This window comes from Allocoprococcus comes, assembly GCF_013300725.1.
GTDB classification, from domain to species: Bacteria; Bacillota; Clostridia; order Lachnospirales; family Lachnospiraceae; genus Allocoprococcus; species Allocoprococcus comes_A.
Genome location: NZ_JAAIMM010000032.1, coordinates 1 through 17,459, shown reverse-complemented (window position 1 = coordinate 17,459; position 17,459 = coordinate 1). Strand labels below are relative to the sequence as shown.

The window sequence follows — 17,459 nt, the reverse complement described above, 5'->3', positions numbered from 1 at the left end:
AAAGTAAAAAAGTACCACAGATTGTTACGTCTGCGGTACTTTTTCATTTCTATGCTCTTATACAAATTTGTACATAGTTGTTGTCTCGTATGCTTCGCCCTTCTTGCATACCGGTCCGGCAAAATTCTCTTTGTGGACTGCATCCGGGAAGAACTGTGTCTCGAAGCAGGCTGCCTGACGTTTGTGGTAATGCGCCCCGCCTTTTCCTTTGGCATCAACAATAAAGTTGCCTGTATAAAGCTGCATTCCCGGAAGGTCTGTATAAACTTCCATAGTGATTCCGCTCTCTTCCGAGGACATCTCTGCCACTTTCGCAAATTCTCCTTTATTGTTCAGAACCCAGTTATGATCATATCCTTTCCCGAAATTCAGTGCTTCATAATCTGTCTCGATTTCTTTGCCAATTGCTTTCTTTGTGCGGAAATCCATCGGTGTTCCTTCTACCGGTGTGATCTCGCCTGTCGGAATAGACTCGGCATCGGCTCTGGTAAATGCATCTGCATCAATCCATACTTCCTGATCCAGTACATCTCCTGATGCATGTCCATCCATATTGAAATAGCTGTGGTTTGTCATATTGATAATTGTATCTGCATCCGGCACTGCGTGATAAGCAATCTTCACTGCATTATCTTCTGTCAGAGTATATGTTACCTCAATATGTACAGCTCCCGGATATCCCTGATCACCATCCGGGCTGTCCAGTTCAAATGTGATATGATCATCTGCGGTTTCTTTTACCTTCCACATTCTCTGGTTATAAAAATCCATTCCGCTGTGGAGATTATTGCCATTATCATTCTTTTCAAGCTGATAGGTCACTCCGTCCAGGTCAAAGGATGCTCCTCCGATACGGTTTGCACTTCTCCCGACAATTGCGCCGAAGAACAGATCTCCTTCTTCATATCCTGCTGCCTCATCATATCCAAGCACAACATCACACGGCTTGCCTTCTTTGTCCGGTACGATCACCTGTACCAGCGTTGCACCGTAATCGGATACTGCAATCTCCATTCCGTTTTTATTTGTGAGCGTATATAATTTTGTCTCGTCACCTTTAACTGTTGCACCAAAATCTGTTACTTTCATTTCTCCTGTTCCGCCCTTTCTGTTAATTGTGCCTGAAAAACAGACATCTCTTTTACAGGTGTTATTGTAACATATTTTTTTTATTTTTTGCACCCTTTATCGTTGTTCTGCCTTTTTGTGCATATTGCTGATATTTTTTATCATTTTGTGACAAAATTAACTTATTTGTCTATTTATTAACTTTGCTTGCAAGATTGTACTAAAATGCATACAATATCATTATAAGTGTGTCCATAGAGTTAATCTATAGTATTCAGATGTTTTCCCTATATTTTTCTTCATCTGTCCTGTAGATTAGCAAAAAAAGTTAAAGGAGAAAAAAGCTATGAGTAGACTTGAAATCACTGCACCGGACAAAGCCCAGCTGGTTATCGAAGGGCTCTACAAAGATCTGGAGCGAAGAATCGAATCCAGTCCTCCGGGACTGTGTCCTGTTGACATGACTCGTGCTTTCCTGGAGATGTGTCATACACATACCTGTGGAAAATGTGTGCCGTGCCGTGTTGGTCTGTGGCAGCTGAAAAATCTGCTGACCGACGTTATGAACGGAGACGCAACTATGGAAACATTAGACCTGCTGGAAGAACTCTCTGTATCAATCATGGAAGGAGCTGACTGTGCGATCGGGTATGAAGCAGCTCACATGGTTTACAAGAGTCTGATTGGATGTCGTGAAGATTATGAAGAACATGTGCGCCAGGGAAGATGTACCTGCCAGTACGCACAGCCTGTTCCTTGTGTATCTCTGTGCCCGGCACATGTAGATATTCCGGGATATATCGCTCTTGTCGGAGAAGGACGTTACGCAGATGCGATCCGCCTGATCCGTAAGGACAATCCATTCCCGACCACCTGTGGTTTTATCTGCGAACATCCTTGTGAGGCACGCTGCCGTCGTAACATCGTAGACGATGCAGTCAATATCCGCGGTCTTAAGAGAATGGCTGCCGATTATGCCGGAAAAGTTCCACCGCCGCCATGCGCTCCATCTACCGGAAAGCGTATTGCCGTTGTTGGTGGTGGCCCTGGTGGATTAAGTGCAGCTTACTATCTGCAGCTGATGGGACACCAGACAACCGTATTTGAGATGCTGCCTGAGCTTGGCGGTATGCTCCGCTATGGTATCCCGAACTACCGTCTGCCGAAAGACCGTCTGAACGATGATATCAATGCCATCCTTGAGACCGGTGTCAAAGTTGAATTTGGCAAACGTATCGGAACTGATATGACAATCCAGAGCCTGCGTGAAGAATACGACGCAGTACTTATTACAATCGGTGCAAGTACCGATAAGAAACTTGGTATCGAAGGCGAACACTCAGAAGGTGTCCTTTCTGCTGTTCAGTTCCTTCGTGATGTAGGAAAGAACCAGAACCCGGATCTTACCGGACAGGAAGTAGCTGTTATCGGTGGCGGTAACGTATCTATGGATGCTGTCCGTACCGCAAAACGTCTGGGTGCTAAAAAAGTCAGCATCGTTTACCGTCGCCGCGTGGCAGATATGACTGCCCTTCCGGCAGAGATTGAAGGTGCTGTTGCAGAAGGAATCGAAGTACAGACTCTGATGGCTCCTTCCCGCATCGAAACAGATGAAAACGGTCACGTAAAAGGAATCTACGTTACACCACAGATGATCAGTAAGATCAAAGACGGTCGTGCAAGTGTACGTCCGACAGGTGCTCCTGACGTATTCATTCCATGCCAGACACTGATCGTTGCGATCGGACAGGATATTGAATACCAGCACTTTGAAGAAGCCGGTGTTCCTGTACAGAGAGGTAAGATCTTAACCGAAAAATACGGCGGATTCGATAACATTCCGGGTGTATTTGCCGGTGGAGACTGTGCTTCCGGTCCTGCATCCGTAATCAAAGCTATTGCTGCTGCAAAAGTAGTAGCTGCTAACATAGACGAATACCTGGGATATCACCACATTATCAGCTGTGACGTTGAGATTCCTGAAGCGCGTCTTGATGACCGCCCGCCGTGCGGAAGAGTAAACATGACCGAGCGTGAAGCCTGCGAACGTGTCTGTGACTTTAACGGTGTAGAAAACTGCATGTCCGAGGCAGAAGCGAAACAGGAAGCCAGCAGATGTCTGCGTTGCGACCACTTCGGCTACGGCATTTTCAAAGGAGGTCGTGAAACATTATGGTAAATCTTACAATTGATAATATAAACGTATCTGTCCCGGAAGGTACTACCATCATGGATGCTGCCAAAATGGCGGATATCCCGATTCCAAAGCTCTGCTATCTGAAAGATATCAACGAGATCGCAGCCTGTCGTGTCTGCGTTGTTGAACTTGAGGGAATGGAACGACTGGTAACTTCCTGCAACAACGTAGTAAAAGAAGGTATGGTAATCCATACAAACAGCCCAAAGGTTCGTACAGCCAGAAGACAGACTGTACAGCTGATCCTTTCCCAGCACGACTGCAAATGTGCTACCTGTGTCAGAAGCGGTAACTGTACTCTGCAGAGTCTTGCCAATGACCTGAACATCATCGAAGTACCATTTAAGCAGCGTCTGGAAGAATTCCCTTGGGATAAAGAATTTCCGCTGATCAGAGACTCACAGAAATGCATCAAGTGTATGCGCTGTATCCAGGTCTGTGACAAGATCCAGGATTTACATATCTGGGATGTAACAAGTACTGGTTCCCGTACTACCATTAATGTAACCGGCAACCATAAGATCTCCGAAGTTTCCTGTTCTCTGTGCGGTCAGTGTATTACCCACTGCCCGGTCGGCGCTCTGCGCGAACGTGATGATACAGAGAAAGTATGGGATGCAATCGCTGTTGACAAGAAAGTTGTTGTTGCACAGGTTGCTCCTGCTGTACGTGCTGCATGGGGTGAAGCTCTTGGTCTTTCCCGTGAAGAAGCAACTGTCGGCAAGATCATGGATGCTCTGAAGAAAATGGGTGTTGACTATGTATTCGATACCTCCTTCACAGCAGACCTTACTATTATGGAAGAAGGAAATGAATTCCTGCAGAGATTTACAAAAGGCGAATTAAATCTTCGTCCGATGTTTACCTCCTGCTGCCCTGGATGGGTGCGCTTCCTTAAATCACAGTACCCACATCTGGTGCCACAGCTTTCAACAGCCAAGTCACCACAGCAGATGTTCGGTTCTGTCATGAAGAGTTATTTTGCAGAATCTATCGGTGTGAAACCGGAAAATATGTTTACTGTATCTATCATGCCATGTGTAGCCAAAAAAGGTGAAAGCAACATGGAACTGTTCTATGGTGAATATGCCGGACACGAGACAGATATTGTACTTACAACCCGTGAACTTACCCGCATGATCCGTTCTGCACATATTGATCCTGCTTCTTTGGTTGATCGTGAATGCGATCCTCTGATGAAAGAATGGACCGGTGCCGGTGTTATCTTCGGAACAACAGGTGGTGTTATGGAAGCAGCACTTCGTTCTGCTCACTACCTTGTAACCGGACGTAACCCTGATCCGGATGCATTCAAGATTGTCCGCAATCCTGGTGGACAGCCGGGTGTTGTAGAAGCCGAGATCCAGCTTGGAGATGCTACTGTTCGTGCTGCTGTTGTCAGCGGACTCGGAAACACACGTAAACTGATCGAAGCAATCGAACATGGCGAAGTACATTATGATTTTGTAGAAGTCATGGCCTGCCCTGGCGGATGCGTCGGCGGTGGTGGTCAGCCAATCCATGACGGAGAAGAACTTGCACGGACACGTGGTGAAAATCTTTATTTCCTTGATAAGAATGCACCACTTCGCTTCTCACATGAGAACCCGGATGTACTCCGTCTGTATCGTGATTTCTTTGAGAAACCGCTTTCTCACAAGTCACATATGTTGCTTCACACGGATCATAACGCATGGGAGATGCCTAGATAAATCAAATTTTGCCCTCTAAAAGATTGTAACGAATATATAAATAATTTATAGAAACCGAGTATTCTATAAACTAAGATATAGAAATTGAGCCCTTCTATATCTCTAAAATCCAGAAATGGGAAATGACCTGCCATGTCATTTCCCATTTTTGAATTCAACAAAATAGTATATTCTTTTTATTCCCTCTAAGCTCTGTCAGATTCTTCTGCCATCTTCTTATAATACAGAATCAGATCTGCCGCCTGATCATAGGACAACTCTGTAGTGCTGACCGAAAGATCATAATTCTTCGACATTCCCCATTCCTGTCCGGTATAATCCTTACGAAAAGCGCTTCTTTTCTCATCCACATCCTGGATCTTACGTTTCGCTTTCATTCTGCTTGTAATATGATCACGCTCTTTCACGCGTTCAATTCGTGTTTCCATATCTGCATGGACAAATACACTAAAAGCTTCTTCTCGGTTTCTCATCAGATAACCTGCGCACCTTCCCATAATAATACATGGTCCTTCTTCCACAAGCTCTTCAATCAGCTTAAATGGATATGGTGTCTTCTTCGGTTCTGCAAAATTCATTGCGATTGAATAAAGAAGGCTGTCCACCGGCTGTTCATCCAGATACTCCTGCATTTCGTTCTCATATCCGCGCACCTTTGCAATTTCAAACAGCTTCTCTTTATCGTAAAACGCATAACCGGTACGCTTTGCCAGCAATTCACCGATTTCATGTCCGCCACTTCCATATTCCCGTCCGATACAGATAATTGTTTTCTCCATATTCTGCACACTCCTCTCTAATACAGGTGATAGAAAATCGATGCACCTACAACCGTCATCAATCCGGCCACCGCAATAGAGAGACTGCTCATTGCTCCTTCAATCTCTCCGATTTCCATTGCCTTTGCCGTTCCCATAGCATGGGAAGCTGTTCCGATTGCCAGTCCTTTTGCAATCGGATGTTCAATTTTGCAGAGCTTACAGATTCCCTCTGCAAACATATTTCCAATAATCCCGGTAATTACGATCGCAGCAACTGTAATCGTCACAATTCCACCAAGCTCTTCCGAGATTCCCATACCGATCGCTGTGGTAATTGATTTTGGAAGAAGCGTTACATAGAACTGCTTTTTCAGGTGGAACAACATAGAAAATACCCATACACCGGCAAGGCTGGCAAATACACCTGTTGTAATTCCTGCAATGATCGCTTTCAGATTCTTCTTAAGAAGATTCATCTGCTGATAAAGCGGAATTGCAAGACAGACTGTAGACGGTGTCAGAAGGTAGCTCAGTACATTCGCTCCCTTATCATAAGTATCATAATCAATTCCAGTCACTTTTAGTACGATAATTACAAAAATAATCGAAACAAGAAGTGGATTGAAGATACCAATTTTTAACTTTTTACGCAGAAAAATTCCGGCCTCATATCCAAAAAGACTGATCGCCATACAAAAAAAGGTCGATCCATGCAGCATATTACTCATCCTTCTTCTCCTCTTTCTTCAGTACAAACTGAGCGGTTCTTCCACTCACGCCCATAACCAGCACTGTTGTCACTACAATCGTAACGATGATCGGAACAAGAACCGGTTTTAAGTCTCCCCATGATACCATCAGCCCTACTCCTGCAGGGATAAAAAGCATCGGCATGATTTCAATCAGAAATCCACCGGCTTCATCAACTGCTTTCAAGGGAATTACTTTTGTCTGCAAACCTGCCAGTAAGATCAGCAAGCCATAAATACTTGCAGGAACCGGTAGTGGAAGGATTGCATGCAAAAGCTCTCCTGCAAAAGAAATCAATATGATAATCAAAAATTGTCTTATAAATTTCACAGCATTACCTCCATTCATTTTATGTCCATTTTTTAACACATGTACCAGAATAGCACTTTTAACACTCTGCCTCAATAAATTTTTGCATTTTTATTGTTTTTTTGACAATATCCTCTCATTCCGATGCTAGAATGAAACTAAATTTACAAAAGTGAAGGGATGACTTTATGTATCATTTTATAGCCAATCCTAACGCCCGCTCGGGGCAGGGACTTGCACTATGGGAAAAGATTAAATTAAAGCTGATAGCAGAACATATAGATTACCAGATCCATTTTACACATCACCGGCATCACGCAACGGAGATTGCCGCCGAGCTTACCGCCTCCGGGGATCCGGTTACGATCGTTGTACTTGGTGGTGATGGAAGTGTGGATGAAGTAATCTGTGGTCTGCAGAATTTAAGCCAGGTTACCCTCGGTTACATTCCGATCGGCTCTGGCAATGATTTTGGCAGGGGACTTGCCCTTCCATCCGATACCATGAAAGCTCTGGATCTGGTGCTGCATTCTGACCAGACGCGCAAGATCAATCTTGGTGTACTGCACTATCATGACAAGGTTCACCGTTTTGCCGTCAGTTCCGGAATCGGATACGATGCAGCAATCTGCCATCAGCTTTGTATTTCCAGGGTTAAAGTCTTTTTTAACCGGCTCGGTCTAGGCAAACTTGCCTACGCAGCCTGCTCACTCTACCGTCTGCGCCGCTGTCAGCCAGATGAGATGGAAATCCTTCTGGACGATACCAAAAGACTTCATTTTAAACGGGTTTTCTTTGCCTCTGCATTTAATCTTCCTTATGAAGGTGGTGGATGCAAATTCTGCCCGGATGCCAAACCGGATGATGATCTGCTGGACTTTATTGTGATTGCAGATGTTCCCAAAATTATTGCTCTGGCAATTCTGCCGACTGTGTTTTCCGGAAAGCATACCCGACTTCCAGGCGTACATATTTTCCGCTGTAAAAAAGCAGAAGTACACTCAAAAGTAGCACTTCCGGTACATTCTGACGGCGAACCGATTTATCTCCAGAAGGATGTTTCGTTCTCTCTCGAACCTGAGACACTGAAAATTATTACGTAAAAGAAGGGGACTTTTCTATGCTGTTGTTTTGGATTCTTTTAACTGTTGTTGTATGTTTTTTCTTATATTTATATATGATCATGCCGAATACTTCCCGCCGAAGCAAAATCCTTCCTTATCTCGAGCGGGATTATGCCCATCGCGGACTACATGATTCTTCCCGGCTGATTCCCGAGAATTCTATGCCGGCATTTCGTGAGGCAGTAAAACAAAATCTTGCCATCGAACTTGATATCCATCTCACCCGTGATGGAAAAGTAGTCGTATTCCATGACGAGTCTTTAAAGCGGATCTGCAATGCCGAAGGGACAGTTGAAGATTCCACGTTTGATACGCTACAGCACCTGCATCTTTCCGGAACTTCGGAGCATATGCCACTTTTTTCAGATGTTCTTCGCTATGTCAATGGGCGGGTTCCTCTTCTGATTGAACTGAAGCTTCCGGACAGCAATATGAAGCTCTGTCCTGCTGCATGGGATATTTTAAAGGATTATAAAGGACCTTATATGATCCAGTCCTTCAACTCCCTTGGAATCCGATGGTTTCACAAGCATGCGCCTCAGGTTCTTCGTGGACAGCTTTCTTCTGCCCTGACTCGCACAAATCCGGAAAATCCTTTTCTGGCACGCTTTTGTGTACAGTTCCTGCTGACCAACCTGATCTGTCGTCCGGACTTTATTTCTTATAAACTTGCAGATGCCGGCAATCCTTCCGTCTGGCTGAACCGCTATCTGTACCGTATTCCGATGGCAGTCTGGACACTCCGCAATCAAAAAGCTTATAAAACTGCACGGAATAAATATGATATGTATATCTTTGAAGGTTTCTCCGTAAAATAGAGAATAGAAAAAAATATGAATGTTTTATGAAGTCTGTTGTCGAGAAAAATTTTTAATGTTATACTACCTCTAGTAACAAGGAAGAAACATCTTCACCCGAAGGAGCTGATCTTATCATGAGTCATATTTCAAACAAATTAAAGACACTGATGCATACATACAGCCATGCGTGGGTATTACTATATGCTTTTATTTATTTTCCATGGTTTACTTATCTGGAACGCCATGTGACCGACAATTATTTTGTAATCCATTCGGTATTCGATGACTACATCCCGTTCTGTGAATATTTCATCATTCCGTACCTGCTGTGGTTTGCTTATATTGCAGTCACACTGGGATATTTGTTCTTTAATGATAAACAGGGATTTTACAAAGCCTCCGCGATCATGTTCAGCGGTATGACCATTTTTCTGATCATCTGCACGGTATTTCCGAACGGACTGAACCTGAGACCGGAAGTATTTACGCGTGATAACTTCTGTATCGAGCTGGTTAAACGGATCTATCAGACGGATACACCTACGAATGTGCTTCCAAGTCTTCATGTATACAACTCTATTTGTTGTTACATCGCAATTTCCCATTGCGAGAAGCTTCAGCACTCCAGACTGATCCAGAAAGGATCTCTTGTTTTAAGTATCCTGATCGTTCTGTCAACCATGTTCCTGAAGCAACATTCCGTAGTGGATGTAGTTGCTGCATGTGTGATGGCATATTTCATGTACTCACTAATTTATGCACAGGAAGGCGCAAAGTCACCACGACTTGCACGTCAGGTGATTTAAACACTTATAATTGTTTTGTTTGTTCCAAAGAAAGGACATCGCATTTCGCAAAATCGAAAAGCAATGTCCTTCTTTTATTTCACCTTCCATGCGCTAAACGCCGATGGCATGGAATATTCCTTTTGTATTTCTTCCGGATGTGCAAAGATCATCTCTTCTTTGCAGTTCTTCTCCAGTTCATCCACGATCACCTCATACGCAGTCATATGCCATTCGATATGACTGAAAATATGCTTCGCATTCCGCAGCTTTTTCACACGGACCGGTGCAAGCCCGATAGATTTGCTGTAAGCGGTTACTTCGTCCATCGTAAGCTTTCCGTCCAGATTCGGGAACTCATACATACCTGCAAGCAGTCCCTTATCCGGTCGTTTCCGGATTGCCACATGATCACCATCCTTAAAAATCAAAACGGTTCTCTCCTCAATCTTTCGCGCTTTTGCCTTTTTCTTCACCGGCAGTTCATTCTGGATTCCCAGCCTTTTCGCCTCACAGATTCCCGTAAGAGGACAGATTTCACACTTTGCCTCCCCATTCGGCACACAGACAATCGCGCCAAGTTCGATCAGCCCCTGGTTAAAATCCGATGCTGCATCTTCCGGGATCACCGGTTCAATCACATTTTCTATCTTTGTCCTGACGGACGCTTTCATAATATCCGCATCGCTCGCCAGCAGTCTTGATACCACCCGGAGAACGTTTCCGTCCACTGCCGGTTTTGGAATTCCATAGGCAAAAGAAGAAATTGCCCCTGCCGTATAATTTCCAATTCCCGGAAGCGCCTTGATCTCCTCATAATTTTCCGGAAATTTTCCTGCGTATTCTTCCTCGATCTTCTGCGCTGCTTTTTGCATATTGCGTACCCGGTTATAATATCCAAGCCCTTCCCAGAGCTTTAAAAGCTTATCCTCCGGTGCCTCGGCAAGATCTTTTACCGTTGGAAGCTCTGTCATGAAACGCTCAAAAAATGGCTTTACTGCTTCCACTCTCGTCTGCTGCAGCATAATTTCAGACACCCATACCCGATAGGCATTTACATGATGTCTCCACGGCAGATCCCGTTTCCGCTCTCTGTACCATTCCACAAGCAGCTCCGGTGCTTCATAGAGCTGTGGATTGGTAAGTACTACCGGAACTTCGTCCGCAATTGCAATGGAATCCTCCGTCACAAAACAGTCCTTTGCGATCACCTGAACTCCGTTTTCCGCTGCTTCTGCAAGAACATCTGCAAATTCTTTGTGAGTCCGTCTGTTTGGTGTAAAATAACGTACTCCTTTCATCTGGACCACAAAGAATACATAAGCCTCGTACCCATCCTGCACCGCTGCTTCCAGCTCTTTTAAATGCTTCACTGCCCGCTCGCTCGGTGCATCCGGAAACTTTACCACGCCTTCTTCTTCCAGCGTAACCCCTTTCACTTCTATAAACGCTTTTTTCTCTTCATATTCCACATACAGATCAAACCTGGAATTCTTATAGGTAACTTCCGGTCTGACAACCTTCACGTCCTTGAACCATCTCCCGGCTTCAATCCATTCCTGCACCACTTTGTTCGTCACCTGGGAATCCATATTGATCAGCCGGTCAGCCTTTCTGACACCAATCAGGTCCCAGCCTGTTTTACGCCCTGCACTTTCAGACTTCTGGACAAACACCTCTGCTCCCGGAACCAGAAGTTCCGCGCACCTCCCTGTGTTCTTCACATGGACCGTTTCTTCTTTTCCATTTATTTCTATTTTTGCTGTAAATCGATTAGGGCGCTTTAAAAAGCGCCCCTTTTGTATTCTCTCATATATCATATTATTGCTCCCGGTTTCCGGCTATCACAAGTGGAATCTGTTCATGCTCCGCTTTTCTGATATACTCTTTGCTGATCTGCGAATCCGTAATGATCTTGTATACATCCTTAACCGGACAGATCACGGACACATACCCTCCTCCGAATTTGCTGCTGTCAGCAAGAACAAACACCTGCTGGGACGCTTCGAGTATCGCTCTTTTCACCTGCATCTGTGGTGTTGCGATGGATGTCAGTCCCACATCAAAATTGATACTGTGTACTCCGATAAATCCTTTGTCTACATGAAATTTTTCCATATTCTCAATGGCGGCATCTCCCATCGTCGCTGCCAGATGACCGCCCACATGACCGCCGATCATATACAGTTCTACATGTCTTACTGCTGCAAGTTCATTTCCTACCAGGAGCGAATTCGTCACAACCGCAAGCCTCTTTTCCGGATGTTCTTTGATATGCATTGCCAGATAGAAGCTGCTGGATGCATCATCAATAATGATGGTATCCCTGTCTTCTATATACTCATATGCACACGCTGCAATCTCTCTTTTTCTCTCGGTATTCCGGTAAATACTTTCTGCCGCATATTTGCGTTTTACCTTATTCTCCAGACTGACTGCTCCTCCATGTGTACGCTGCAGAAGTCCCTGCTGGTCCATATTCTTGATATCATTACGGATCGTCACTTCTGAACAGTTCAGCTCACGGCTCAAATCCGCAACTCTTACTTTTCCATTTTCTGTTACTTTCTGTAATATATGATTCCGTCTTTCCTGTAACATTTTCCCCTCCACATAACAGACTATCTCAGATGTACTCTGGCCGGTCCGAGTTTTTTTGTTGCCAATGTCAAAATCGGTACAAACTTGTCCCCAAAATCCGGTTTTGGTACAATCAATGCCTTTTCTGTCTCATAATAAAATCCAATTGTCTTTGGTGTTGTAACTACCTTCTGGATCTGTTCCCATTCATAAGTCTCTTTTTTATCAGCAAACTCTACCTGAATACCTTCATCATTGAAAGTCATTTCATTCGGAACGTGATAACGTTCAATTCCTTTTACCTGCTTTTTAGAACGATATTTCAGAAGCAATGGTGTATACGCAATAAACACAACCGCTGCCACCAGATAAAAAATAATCTGCACGGGTTTTATCTTTCCCATAACCAGCATGATAATTCCCATAAAAGCAATCGCTGCTCCCAGAATATTTGTCAGAAAACCTGCCAGTTTTGAATAGGTATGATATAACGTAAAGTCAAACAGATATGTATCTGTCATCCGGACTGTAATCTTCTCTTCCATAAACACTTTCCTTTCTTTAATAGTTTTCACCCTTTCGTTCGATAACTATCCTCTATAAAACAAAAGTCCTCTTGTATTGTAACACACAAGAGGACTTCATTCCATAAACAAATTATAACATTTTTATTCTTCCGGTGCGGCTTCACCTGTAACTTTGTAGTGAGCCCATCCTTCCGGTGAGTAAATACCTTTCTGTTTCTTCTGCATCATCTTATCAAAGAACGCTGTTATGAAAGGAATCAGGAACAGTGTGATAATAGAAGCTGTTGCACACTGTGCTGTTGCCATATCTACATACTGAGCCATTGTCGGATCTGCTTCACCAACCGCAGCCGGTGTCATGGCAGAGTTCAAAGCTGTTGTACCAATTGCAGCACCCATTGCGTTTCTCTCTTTCTTCGGAAGGAAGATATTGATCACGAAGAAGAAGATTACAGATGTTGCAGCGGAGATAAGTCCAAGTACGATACCTGATGCTCCGGCTTTGAGGATTGTAGATACATCTGTCTTTGCTCCGATAGAGATTGTCATGAAGAATGTTACAATCGGCTGTGCTGTTGCGCAAGCTTTCTTGAATCCTTCGTCTAAGTTACCCCAGATGAAACCAATCAGGATCGGAACGATTGTTGCTACTAATGATTTAAATGGAATGGATGCAAGTCCTGTTGCTCCAAGAGCTACCAGTGTAAAGAACGGTCCGTCGTTCAGTGCAAGGATTGAAACAGCACCTGTATCTGTTGCATTACCAAACTGTGATGAAAGTGAAATATAAAGGGAACTGTTAGAGTTCGTAATTGCAGCGATCATAACAAATGGTGTGATTCCAAGGAATCCTGTAGGTCCGCAAACCCATCCTACGATAAGTCCTAAAAGGACACCAAGTAAGAATTTGACACCAGTCATTACAACACCTTTATAAAGAGGCATACCAACCTGACGTACGTTGATCGATGCACCACAGACGATCAGGAAGAATCCCATCATACATGCATTTCCATCATAGAAAAGGGCTGTTACATAACCACCGATCTGATATACCTGTGGTACAAATGTTGCAAGTAATACTGCGATTACAAGCGGGATGATAACCAGACCACCCGGAAGTTTTTTCATCTTGTTCAGAAGATCAAGATCTTTCTGTTTTTTTGTTTCGTTTTCCATTTCCTCTTCCTCCATTTCTCTCTTTAGAAATTACTTCCTTGCCGCTTCGTTGAACAGTCTCGTCACGATATCGCATGCCGTATTGTCGTTTCCGGTAAGTCCACCTTTTCCTACCACCGGAAGTCCACTATACGGGCTGCCAATCAGACGACCAATGTCTGTCTGCGGAATTACATAGTCCAGAACCTCTATACACTCTACACCAAGCTGGTAGCATACATTTACCATGGTGTCCCCTCCGGTTGTATAAAGACCTGCTACTTTATCTTTTCCGACAACTTCCAGAACCTGCTGGATAATCGTCCCAAGACCTGCGTTAATACGGTTTGCACTCATTCCGCCTGCGTAATGGCGCTTTGCATCTTCTTCATCAAGATTGAGAAGTTCTCCGTGCAATGCTGTTTCAAAAAGAATCGCTCTCGGCGGAACCGGTTTCTTCAGAAGTTCAACCGCTCTATTTACTGCTCTATAAGCCTCGTCAAGCGCTGCCTCACCACCGTCAATCAGCGGAATCGGTTCAACACTGATGCGTACATGACGTTCATCCTGACAGAGGATTTCCATCTGCTTTTTCGTAACAGGAGTTGCACTTCCGGCAGCGATCAGTACTGTCTTTCCTGTCTCATCTCCCTGCGGTGGAAGGTTCGGCTCTTCAACTCCAATGATATCTCTGTAATAAGCGAGTTTTGATGTGAACGGTCCCGGATCTACAGATACCACATCCCAGTTCAGTGAAATACATGCCTGTGCAATATTTTCCACATCTTCCAGTGTGATTGCATCTACTACGATTACCTGGCATCCATCTGCACGTTCTTTTGCAAGTGCTTCTTTGATGGCTTCATCGCCCGCAAGCACTTTATCAAGTGTTACAAGTCCGACTTTTCTTCTGGTCTGTCCTTCCAGAAGACGTGGTATGTAGTTTTCTTTTACAGGTGTTCTTACATCCTGTGCAACCGGTGTATTGATCAGTGCCACTCCATCGATCACAGAATATCCGCCTACCAGAATTCTTCTGGACTGTGGCATAGCAGGTACTACAACCGCTACCGTATCCTCACTGAGCTGGTCGAGCATCGCGTCAATTTCAACACCGATGCCGCCTCGCATTGTGGTATCAATACGTTTCTGAAAATATCTTGCTCCCATACTCTTTAAGGCGATGGTTGCATCTTTTACTTTATCATAAGCTTCATTCGCTGGAAGCGGACGGCTGTTGCTGCTGATGATGATCGCATCCAGTTCGTCAACACCCTCTGCTTTCATTGCTGCTTCTACGTTAAAGAATACTGCTGTTCTGGCCTTGCTTCTTGCAAGCAATACCCCCGTAGTGGTTGCTCCGGTAAGGTCATCTGCAACGGATCCGATAAGTGGCATGACTGATTCCTCGCTTTCTAAATTCCTCTCCTAATGACTTGTCTTATGCATTTTTTGCATGCTGTTTTGCTGCGTATTCTGCTACTACCTTTGTAGATTCGATCAGGCTGACGCAACCTGCGATTCCTTTTCCTGCAATATCAAATGCAGTTCCGTGGTCTACTGAACTTCTGATGAATGGGAGACCGAATGTAAGTGTTACAGACTTTTCAAAGTCAAGTGTCTTACAAGCGATATGTCCCTGATCATGGTACAGAGAAAGGATTGCATCGTATTTTCCTGATTTACCAATGTGGAATACAGAGTCTGCCGGGCATGGTCCAACAGCATTGATTCCTCTTTCCTGAGCTGCTTTAACAGCCGGTCCGATGTCTGTGATTTCTTCTGTTCCGAATAATCCGTTGTCTCCGTTGTGCGGGTTCAGACCTGCTACAGCGATCAGTGGATTTTCGATTCCGACTTTACGAAGTTCTTTATCGATGTTGATTACATCTTCAAGAATTACATCCTTTGTTGCATAGTGACATGCATCAACCAGTGACATATGACGGCTTACAAAGAATACTCTCAGTTTGTGGCATGAGAACATGGTCAGTGCATATGGTGAATGTGTCTGGTTCTGATAGATTTCTGTATGTCCAGGTTCTTTGATGCCGATCAGTTTGATTGCTCCTTTGTGGATCGGTGCTGTAGAAACTGCATCTACCTTCTTAGCCATTCCAAGTTCGATGGATTTCATGATCCAGTCAATTGCCATCTGTCCTGCAAGTGCCTGAACTTCGCCCCATTTGATAGAGTCTGTATCATAATCACCTGTCTCAAGTACATCTACTGTACCGAATTCATATTTTGCTTCTGAAGGATCTTCGATCTTATTATATTTTAATTCTTTTCCAAGTACTTTTGCTGCTCTGTCAAGAATAGCAATGCTTCCGATTACGAATGGTTTGCAGCATTCATGGATTCCTTCATCAAGCATAGTTCCTACTACGATCTCAGGTCCGATTCCTGCAGGATCTCCCATTGTGATAGCTGTTACTGGTTTAAAAATTGTTTCGCTCATTTTCGTTCTTCCTTTCGTTTTGTTTTATTTTAATTTGTTTTTCCTTTTGTTTTATGTTTTTATTTTATATCGTTTTCATCGTTTTCGCAACAGTTTTTTACCTTTTCGTAAGATTTTATATTTTTCGCACCACATTTTTATACATTTTCACCATATTATTTCGTTAATATTTTCGTTTTCTTTCGTTTTTTCGTTTGTTTAATATTTAACGTATCTTTTCGTGATTTTACTTTCGTTTCTGCCATTGTTTTTTCCTTATCCGCGTAGTATAATTTTCTCAGAATCTAATATTGATAAAATCTTAAGGAGGACACTATGCAGAAGAAACTTTATTTTGGAAGCAATCTGAAAATGTACAAAAATATTCAGGATACCGTTGCTTACCTGCAGAAGCTTGTAGAAAATACGAAGGATATCAGCCGTGATGAGATTGAACTTTTCATCATCCCTTCTTACACAACACTGGAAAGCGCTACGAAAAATGTAGATCGGGACTATGTACTTCTCGGCGCCCAGAATATGTGCTGGGAGGATCAGGGACAGTTTACCGGAGAGATTTCCCCTCTTATGTTAAAAGAACTCGGACTTGATCTGGTTATGATCGGACATTCTGAAAGACGTCATGTATTCGGTGAAACAGATGTAGAAGAAAACAAAAAAGTAAAAGCAGCATTAAACCATGGCTTCACTACTTTATTATGTATCGGCGAGACCGCAGAAGAAAAAGATTTCGGAATCAGTGCAGAAGTACTCCGCACACAACTTAAAGTCGGATTCCATGATGTTCCCGTTTCTCAGGTGGGCAAGATCTGGGTTGCCTACGAACCGGTATGGTCTATTGGTGTAAACGGAACTCCGGCAACAGCTGACTATGCTGAAGAGATGCACAAAGTCATCAAAGGATGCCTCCGTGAAATTTTCGGCGAAGAAGCAGACAAGATTCCTGTATTATACGGTGGAAGCGTAAATCCGGGCAATGCAAATGAACTGATCGTTCAGCCATCCATCGATGGACTCTTTACAGGACGTGCTGCATGGGATGCAGATAAATTCGACAAGCTGATACGTGACGCTAAGGCAACCTACGAAGCACAGTAACCTGACTTCTCCAGTACAAAGCAAAATATGCCTTTTCGATTCACTGAAAATACATATTCCCATTAAATTCAAAAGGGGATGTGAAAAAACTCGATTGAGTTTTTTCGCATCTCCCTTTTTGTACCTGTT

The 17,459-nt window shown here is 43.8% G+C and carries 16 protein-coding genes; 6 read left to right on the top strand and 10 right to left on the bottom strand.

All coding sequences use genetic code 11. The annotated features are described in order from the left end of the window. Window positions 1–57: 57 nt before the first annotated feature. Window positions 58–1,089: an aldose epimerase family protein gene (locus G4407_RS14310; RefSeq protein WP_173689430.1), complete on the bottom strand. Its 1,032-nt coding sequence runs from the start codon at window positions 1,087–1,089 to the stop codon at window positions 58–60. 325 nt (window positions 1,090–1,414) lie between these two features. Between G4407_RS14310 and G4407_RS14305 the strand changes: the two genes are divergently transcribed. Together G4407_RS14305 and G4407_RS14300 are read left to right on the top strand one after the other, a co-directional pair. Further along, entirely contained in the window at window positions 1,415–3,247 is a 1,833-nt protein-coding gene (locus G4407_RS14305) for an NAD(P)-binding protein (RefSeq protein ID WP_173689429.1), read from the top strand. Further along, window positions 3,241–4,977, top strand: coding sequence for a [FeFe] hydrogenase, group A (locus G4407_RS14300; RefSeq protein ID WP_173689428.1), 1,737 nt, complete (start codon window positions 3,241–3,243; stop codon window positions 4,975–4,977). The genes G4407_RS14305 and G4407_RS14300 overlap by 7 nt, the downstream gene beginning before the upstream one ends. A gap of 185 nt (window positions 4,978–5,162) precedes the next feature. Here G4407_RS14300 and G4407_RS14295 read toward each other — a convergent pair whose 3' ends face one another. Genes G4407_RS14295 through G4407_RS14285 form a run of 3 tightly spaced genes read right to left on the bottom strand, consistent with a single transcriptional unit; the run spans window position 5,163 to window position 6,818 of the window. Beyond that, window positions 5,163–5,756 (bottom strand): cytidylate kinase-like family protein, encoded by a 594-nt coding sequence (locus G4407_RS14295; protein WP_173689427.1) that lies wholly within the window; start codon window positions 5,754–5,756, stop codon window positions 5,163–5,165. Between the two features lie 17 nt (window positions 5,757–5,773). Beyond that, window positions 5,774–6,466: an LrgB family protein gene (locus tag G4407_RS14290; protein WP_173689426.1), complete on the bottom strand. Its 693-nt coding sequence runs from the start codon at window positions 6,464–6,466 to the stop codon at window positions 5,774–5,776. After that, on the bottom strand, window positions 6,459–6,818 hold the full coding sequence (locus G4407_RS14285) for a CidA/LrgA family protein (RefSeq protein WP_173689425.1): 360 nt from the start codon (window positions 6,816–6,818) through the stop codon (window positions 6,459–6,461). Before G4407_RS14285 ends, G4407_RS14290 begins: the two co-directional genes overlap by 8 nt. A 167-nt stretch (window positions 6,819–6,985) precedes the next feature. Here G4407_RS14285 and G4407_RS14280 point away from each other — a divergent pair, with 167 nt between their 5' ends. From G4407_RS14280 to G4407_RS14270, 3 genes are all read left to right on the top strand, one after another. Beyond that, window positions 6,986–7,900, top strand: coding sequence for a diacylglycerol/lipid kinase family protein (locus G4407_RS14280; RefSeq protein WP_173689424.1), 915 nt, complete (start codon window positions 6,986–6,988; stop codon window positions 7,898–7,900). Window positions 7,901–7,917: 17 nt separating this feature from the next. Then, a complete protein-coding gene (locus G4407_RS14275) occupies window positions 7,918–8,739 on the top strand; it encodes a glycerophosphodiester phosphodiesterase family protein (RefSeq protein ID WP_243868862.1) in 822 nt (273 codons plus the stop codon). 116 nt (window positions 8,740–8,855) lie between these two features. After that, window positions 8,856–9,527, top strand: coding sequence for a phosphatase PAP2 family protein (locus tag G4407_RS14270; RefSeq protein ID WP_173689423.1), 672 nt, complete (start codon window positions 8,856–8,858; stop codon window positions 9,525–9,527). A 74-nt stretch (window positions 9,528–9,601) separates the two neighbouring features. Here G4407_RS14270 and mutY read toward each other — a convergent pair whose 3' ends face one another. From mutY to pdxA, 6 genes are all read right to left on the bottom strand, one after another. After that, window positions 9,602–11,326 carry an A/G-specific adenine glycosylase gene (gene mutY, locus G4407_RS14265; protein ID WP_173689422.1) on the bottom strand — a complete coding sequence of 575 codons (1,725 nt, stop codon included), beginning with the start codon at window positions 11,324–11,326 and terminating at the stop codon, window positions 9,602–9,604. A gap of 1 nt (window position 11,327) precedes the next feature. After that, window positions 11,328–12,107, bottom strand: coding sequence for a DeoR/GlpR family DNA-binding transcription regulator (locus G4407_RS14260; protein WP_173689421.1), 780 nt, complete (start codon window positions 12,105–12,107; stop codon window positions 11,328–11,330). Between the two features lie 20 nt (window positions 12,108–12,127). Then, window positions 12,128–12,631 (bottom strand): YcxB family protein, encoded by a 504-nt coding sequence (locus G4407_RS14255; protein ID WP_173689420.1) that lies wholly within the window; start codon window positions 12,629–12,631, stop codon window positions 12,128–12,130. Window positions 12,632–12,754: 123 nt separating this feature from the next. Next, window positions 12,755–13,792, bottom strand: a complete 1,038-nt coding sequence (locus tag G4407_RS14250) for a 2-keto-3-deoxygluconate permease (protein WP_173689419.1) — start codon at window positions 13,790–13,792, stop codon at window positions 12,755–12,757. Between the two features lie 30 nt (window positions 13,793–13,822). Further along, entirely contained in the window at window positions 13,823–15,169 is a 1,347-nt protein-coding gene (locus G4407_RS14245) for a four-carbon acid sugar kinase family protein (protein WP_173689418.1), read from the bottom strand. 43 nt (window positions 15,170–15,212) lie between these two features. Continuing rightward, complete coding sequence (gene pdxA, locus G4407_RS14240) at window positions 15,213–16,232, bottom strand: 4-hydroxythreonine-4-phosphate dehydrogenase PdxA (RefSeq protein ID WP_173689417.1); 1,020 nt, start codon at window positions 16,230–16,232, stop codon at window positions 15,213–15,215. Between the two features lie 315 nt (window positions 16,233–16,547). On the opposite strand from pdxA, the gene G4407_RS14235 reads away from it, so the two are divergent. Beyond that, window positions 16,548–17,330 carry a triose-phosphate isomerase gene (locus G4407_RS14235; protein WP_173689416.1) on the top strand — a complete coding sequence of 261 codons (783 nt, stop codon included), beginning with the start codon at window positions 16,548–16,550 and terminating at the stop codon, window positions 17,328–17,330. The last annotated feature ends 129 nt before the right edge of the window (window positions 17,331–17,459 follow it).

What these genes read in the sequence shown, in the direction of transcription:
- G4407_RS14290 (WP_173689426.1), bottom strand. Translation starts at nt 6,466, where the DNA reads ATGAGTAATATGCTGCATGGATCGACCTTTTTTTGTATGGCGATCAGT.
- G4407_RS14235 (WP_173689416.1), top strand. Translation starts at nt 16,548, where the DNA reads ATGCAGAAGAAACTTTATTTTGGAAGCAATCTGAAAATGTACAAAAAT.
- G4407_RS14295 (WP_173689427.1), bottom strand. Translation starts at nt 5,756, where the DNA reads ATGGAGAAAACAATTATCTGTATCGGACGGGAATATGGAAGTGGCGGA.
- mutY (WP_173689422.1), bottom strand. Translation starts at nt 11,326, where the DNA reads ATGATATATGAGAGAATACAAAAGGGGCGCTTTTTAAAGCGCCCTAAT.
- G4407_RS14280 (WP_173689424.1), top strand. Translation starts at nt 6,986, where the DNA reads ATGTATCATTTTATAGCCAATCCTAACGCCCGCTCGGGGCAGGGACTT.
- pdxA (WP_173689417.1), bottom strand. Translation starts at nt 16,232, where the DNA reads ATGAGCGAAACAATTTTTAAACCAGTAACAGCTATCACAATGGGAGAT.
- G4407_RS14305 (WP_173689429.1), top strand. Translation starts at nt 1,415, where the DNA reads ATGAGTAGACTTGAAATCACTGCACCGGACAAAGCCCAGCTGGTTATC.
- G4407_RS14270 (WP_173689423.1), top strand. Translation starts at nt 8,856, where the DNA reads ATGAGTCATATTTCAAACAAATTAAAGACACTGATGCATACATACAGC.
- G4407_RS14260 (WP_173689421.1), bottom strand. Translation starts at nt 12,107, where the DNA reads ATGTTACAGGAAAGACGGAATCATATATTACAGAAAGTAACAGAAAAT.
- G4407_RS14255 (WP_173689420.1), bottom strand. Translation starts at nt 12,631, where the DNA reads ATGGAAGAGAAGATTACAGTCCGGATGACAGATACATATCTGTTTGAC.
- G4407_RS14310 (WP_173689430.1), bottom strand. Translation starts at nt 1,089, where the DNA reads ATGAAAGTAACAGATTTTGGTGCAACAGTTAAAGGTGACGAGACAAAA.
- G4407_RS14275 (WP_243868862.1), top strand. Translation starts at nt 7,918, where the DNA reads ATGCTGTTGTTTTGGATTCTTTTAACTGTTGTTGTATGTTTTTTCTTA.
- G4407_RS14250 (WP_173689419.1), bottom strand. Translation starts at nt 13,792, where the DNA reads ATGGAAAACGAAACAAAAAAACAGAAAGATCTTGATCTTCTGAACAAG.
- G4407_RS14300 (WP_173689428.1), top strand. Translation starts at nt 3,241, where the DNA reads ATGGTAAATCTTACAATTGATAATATAAACGTATCTGTCCCGGAAGGT.
- G4407_RS14245 (WP_173689418.1), bottom strand. Translation starts at nt 15,169, where the DNA reads ATGCCACTTATCGGATCCGTTGCAGATGACCTTACCGGAGCAACCACT.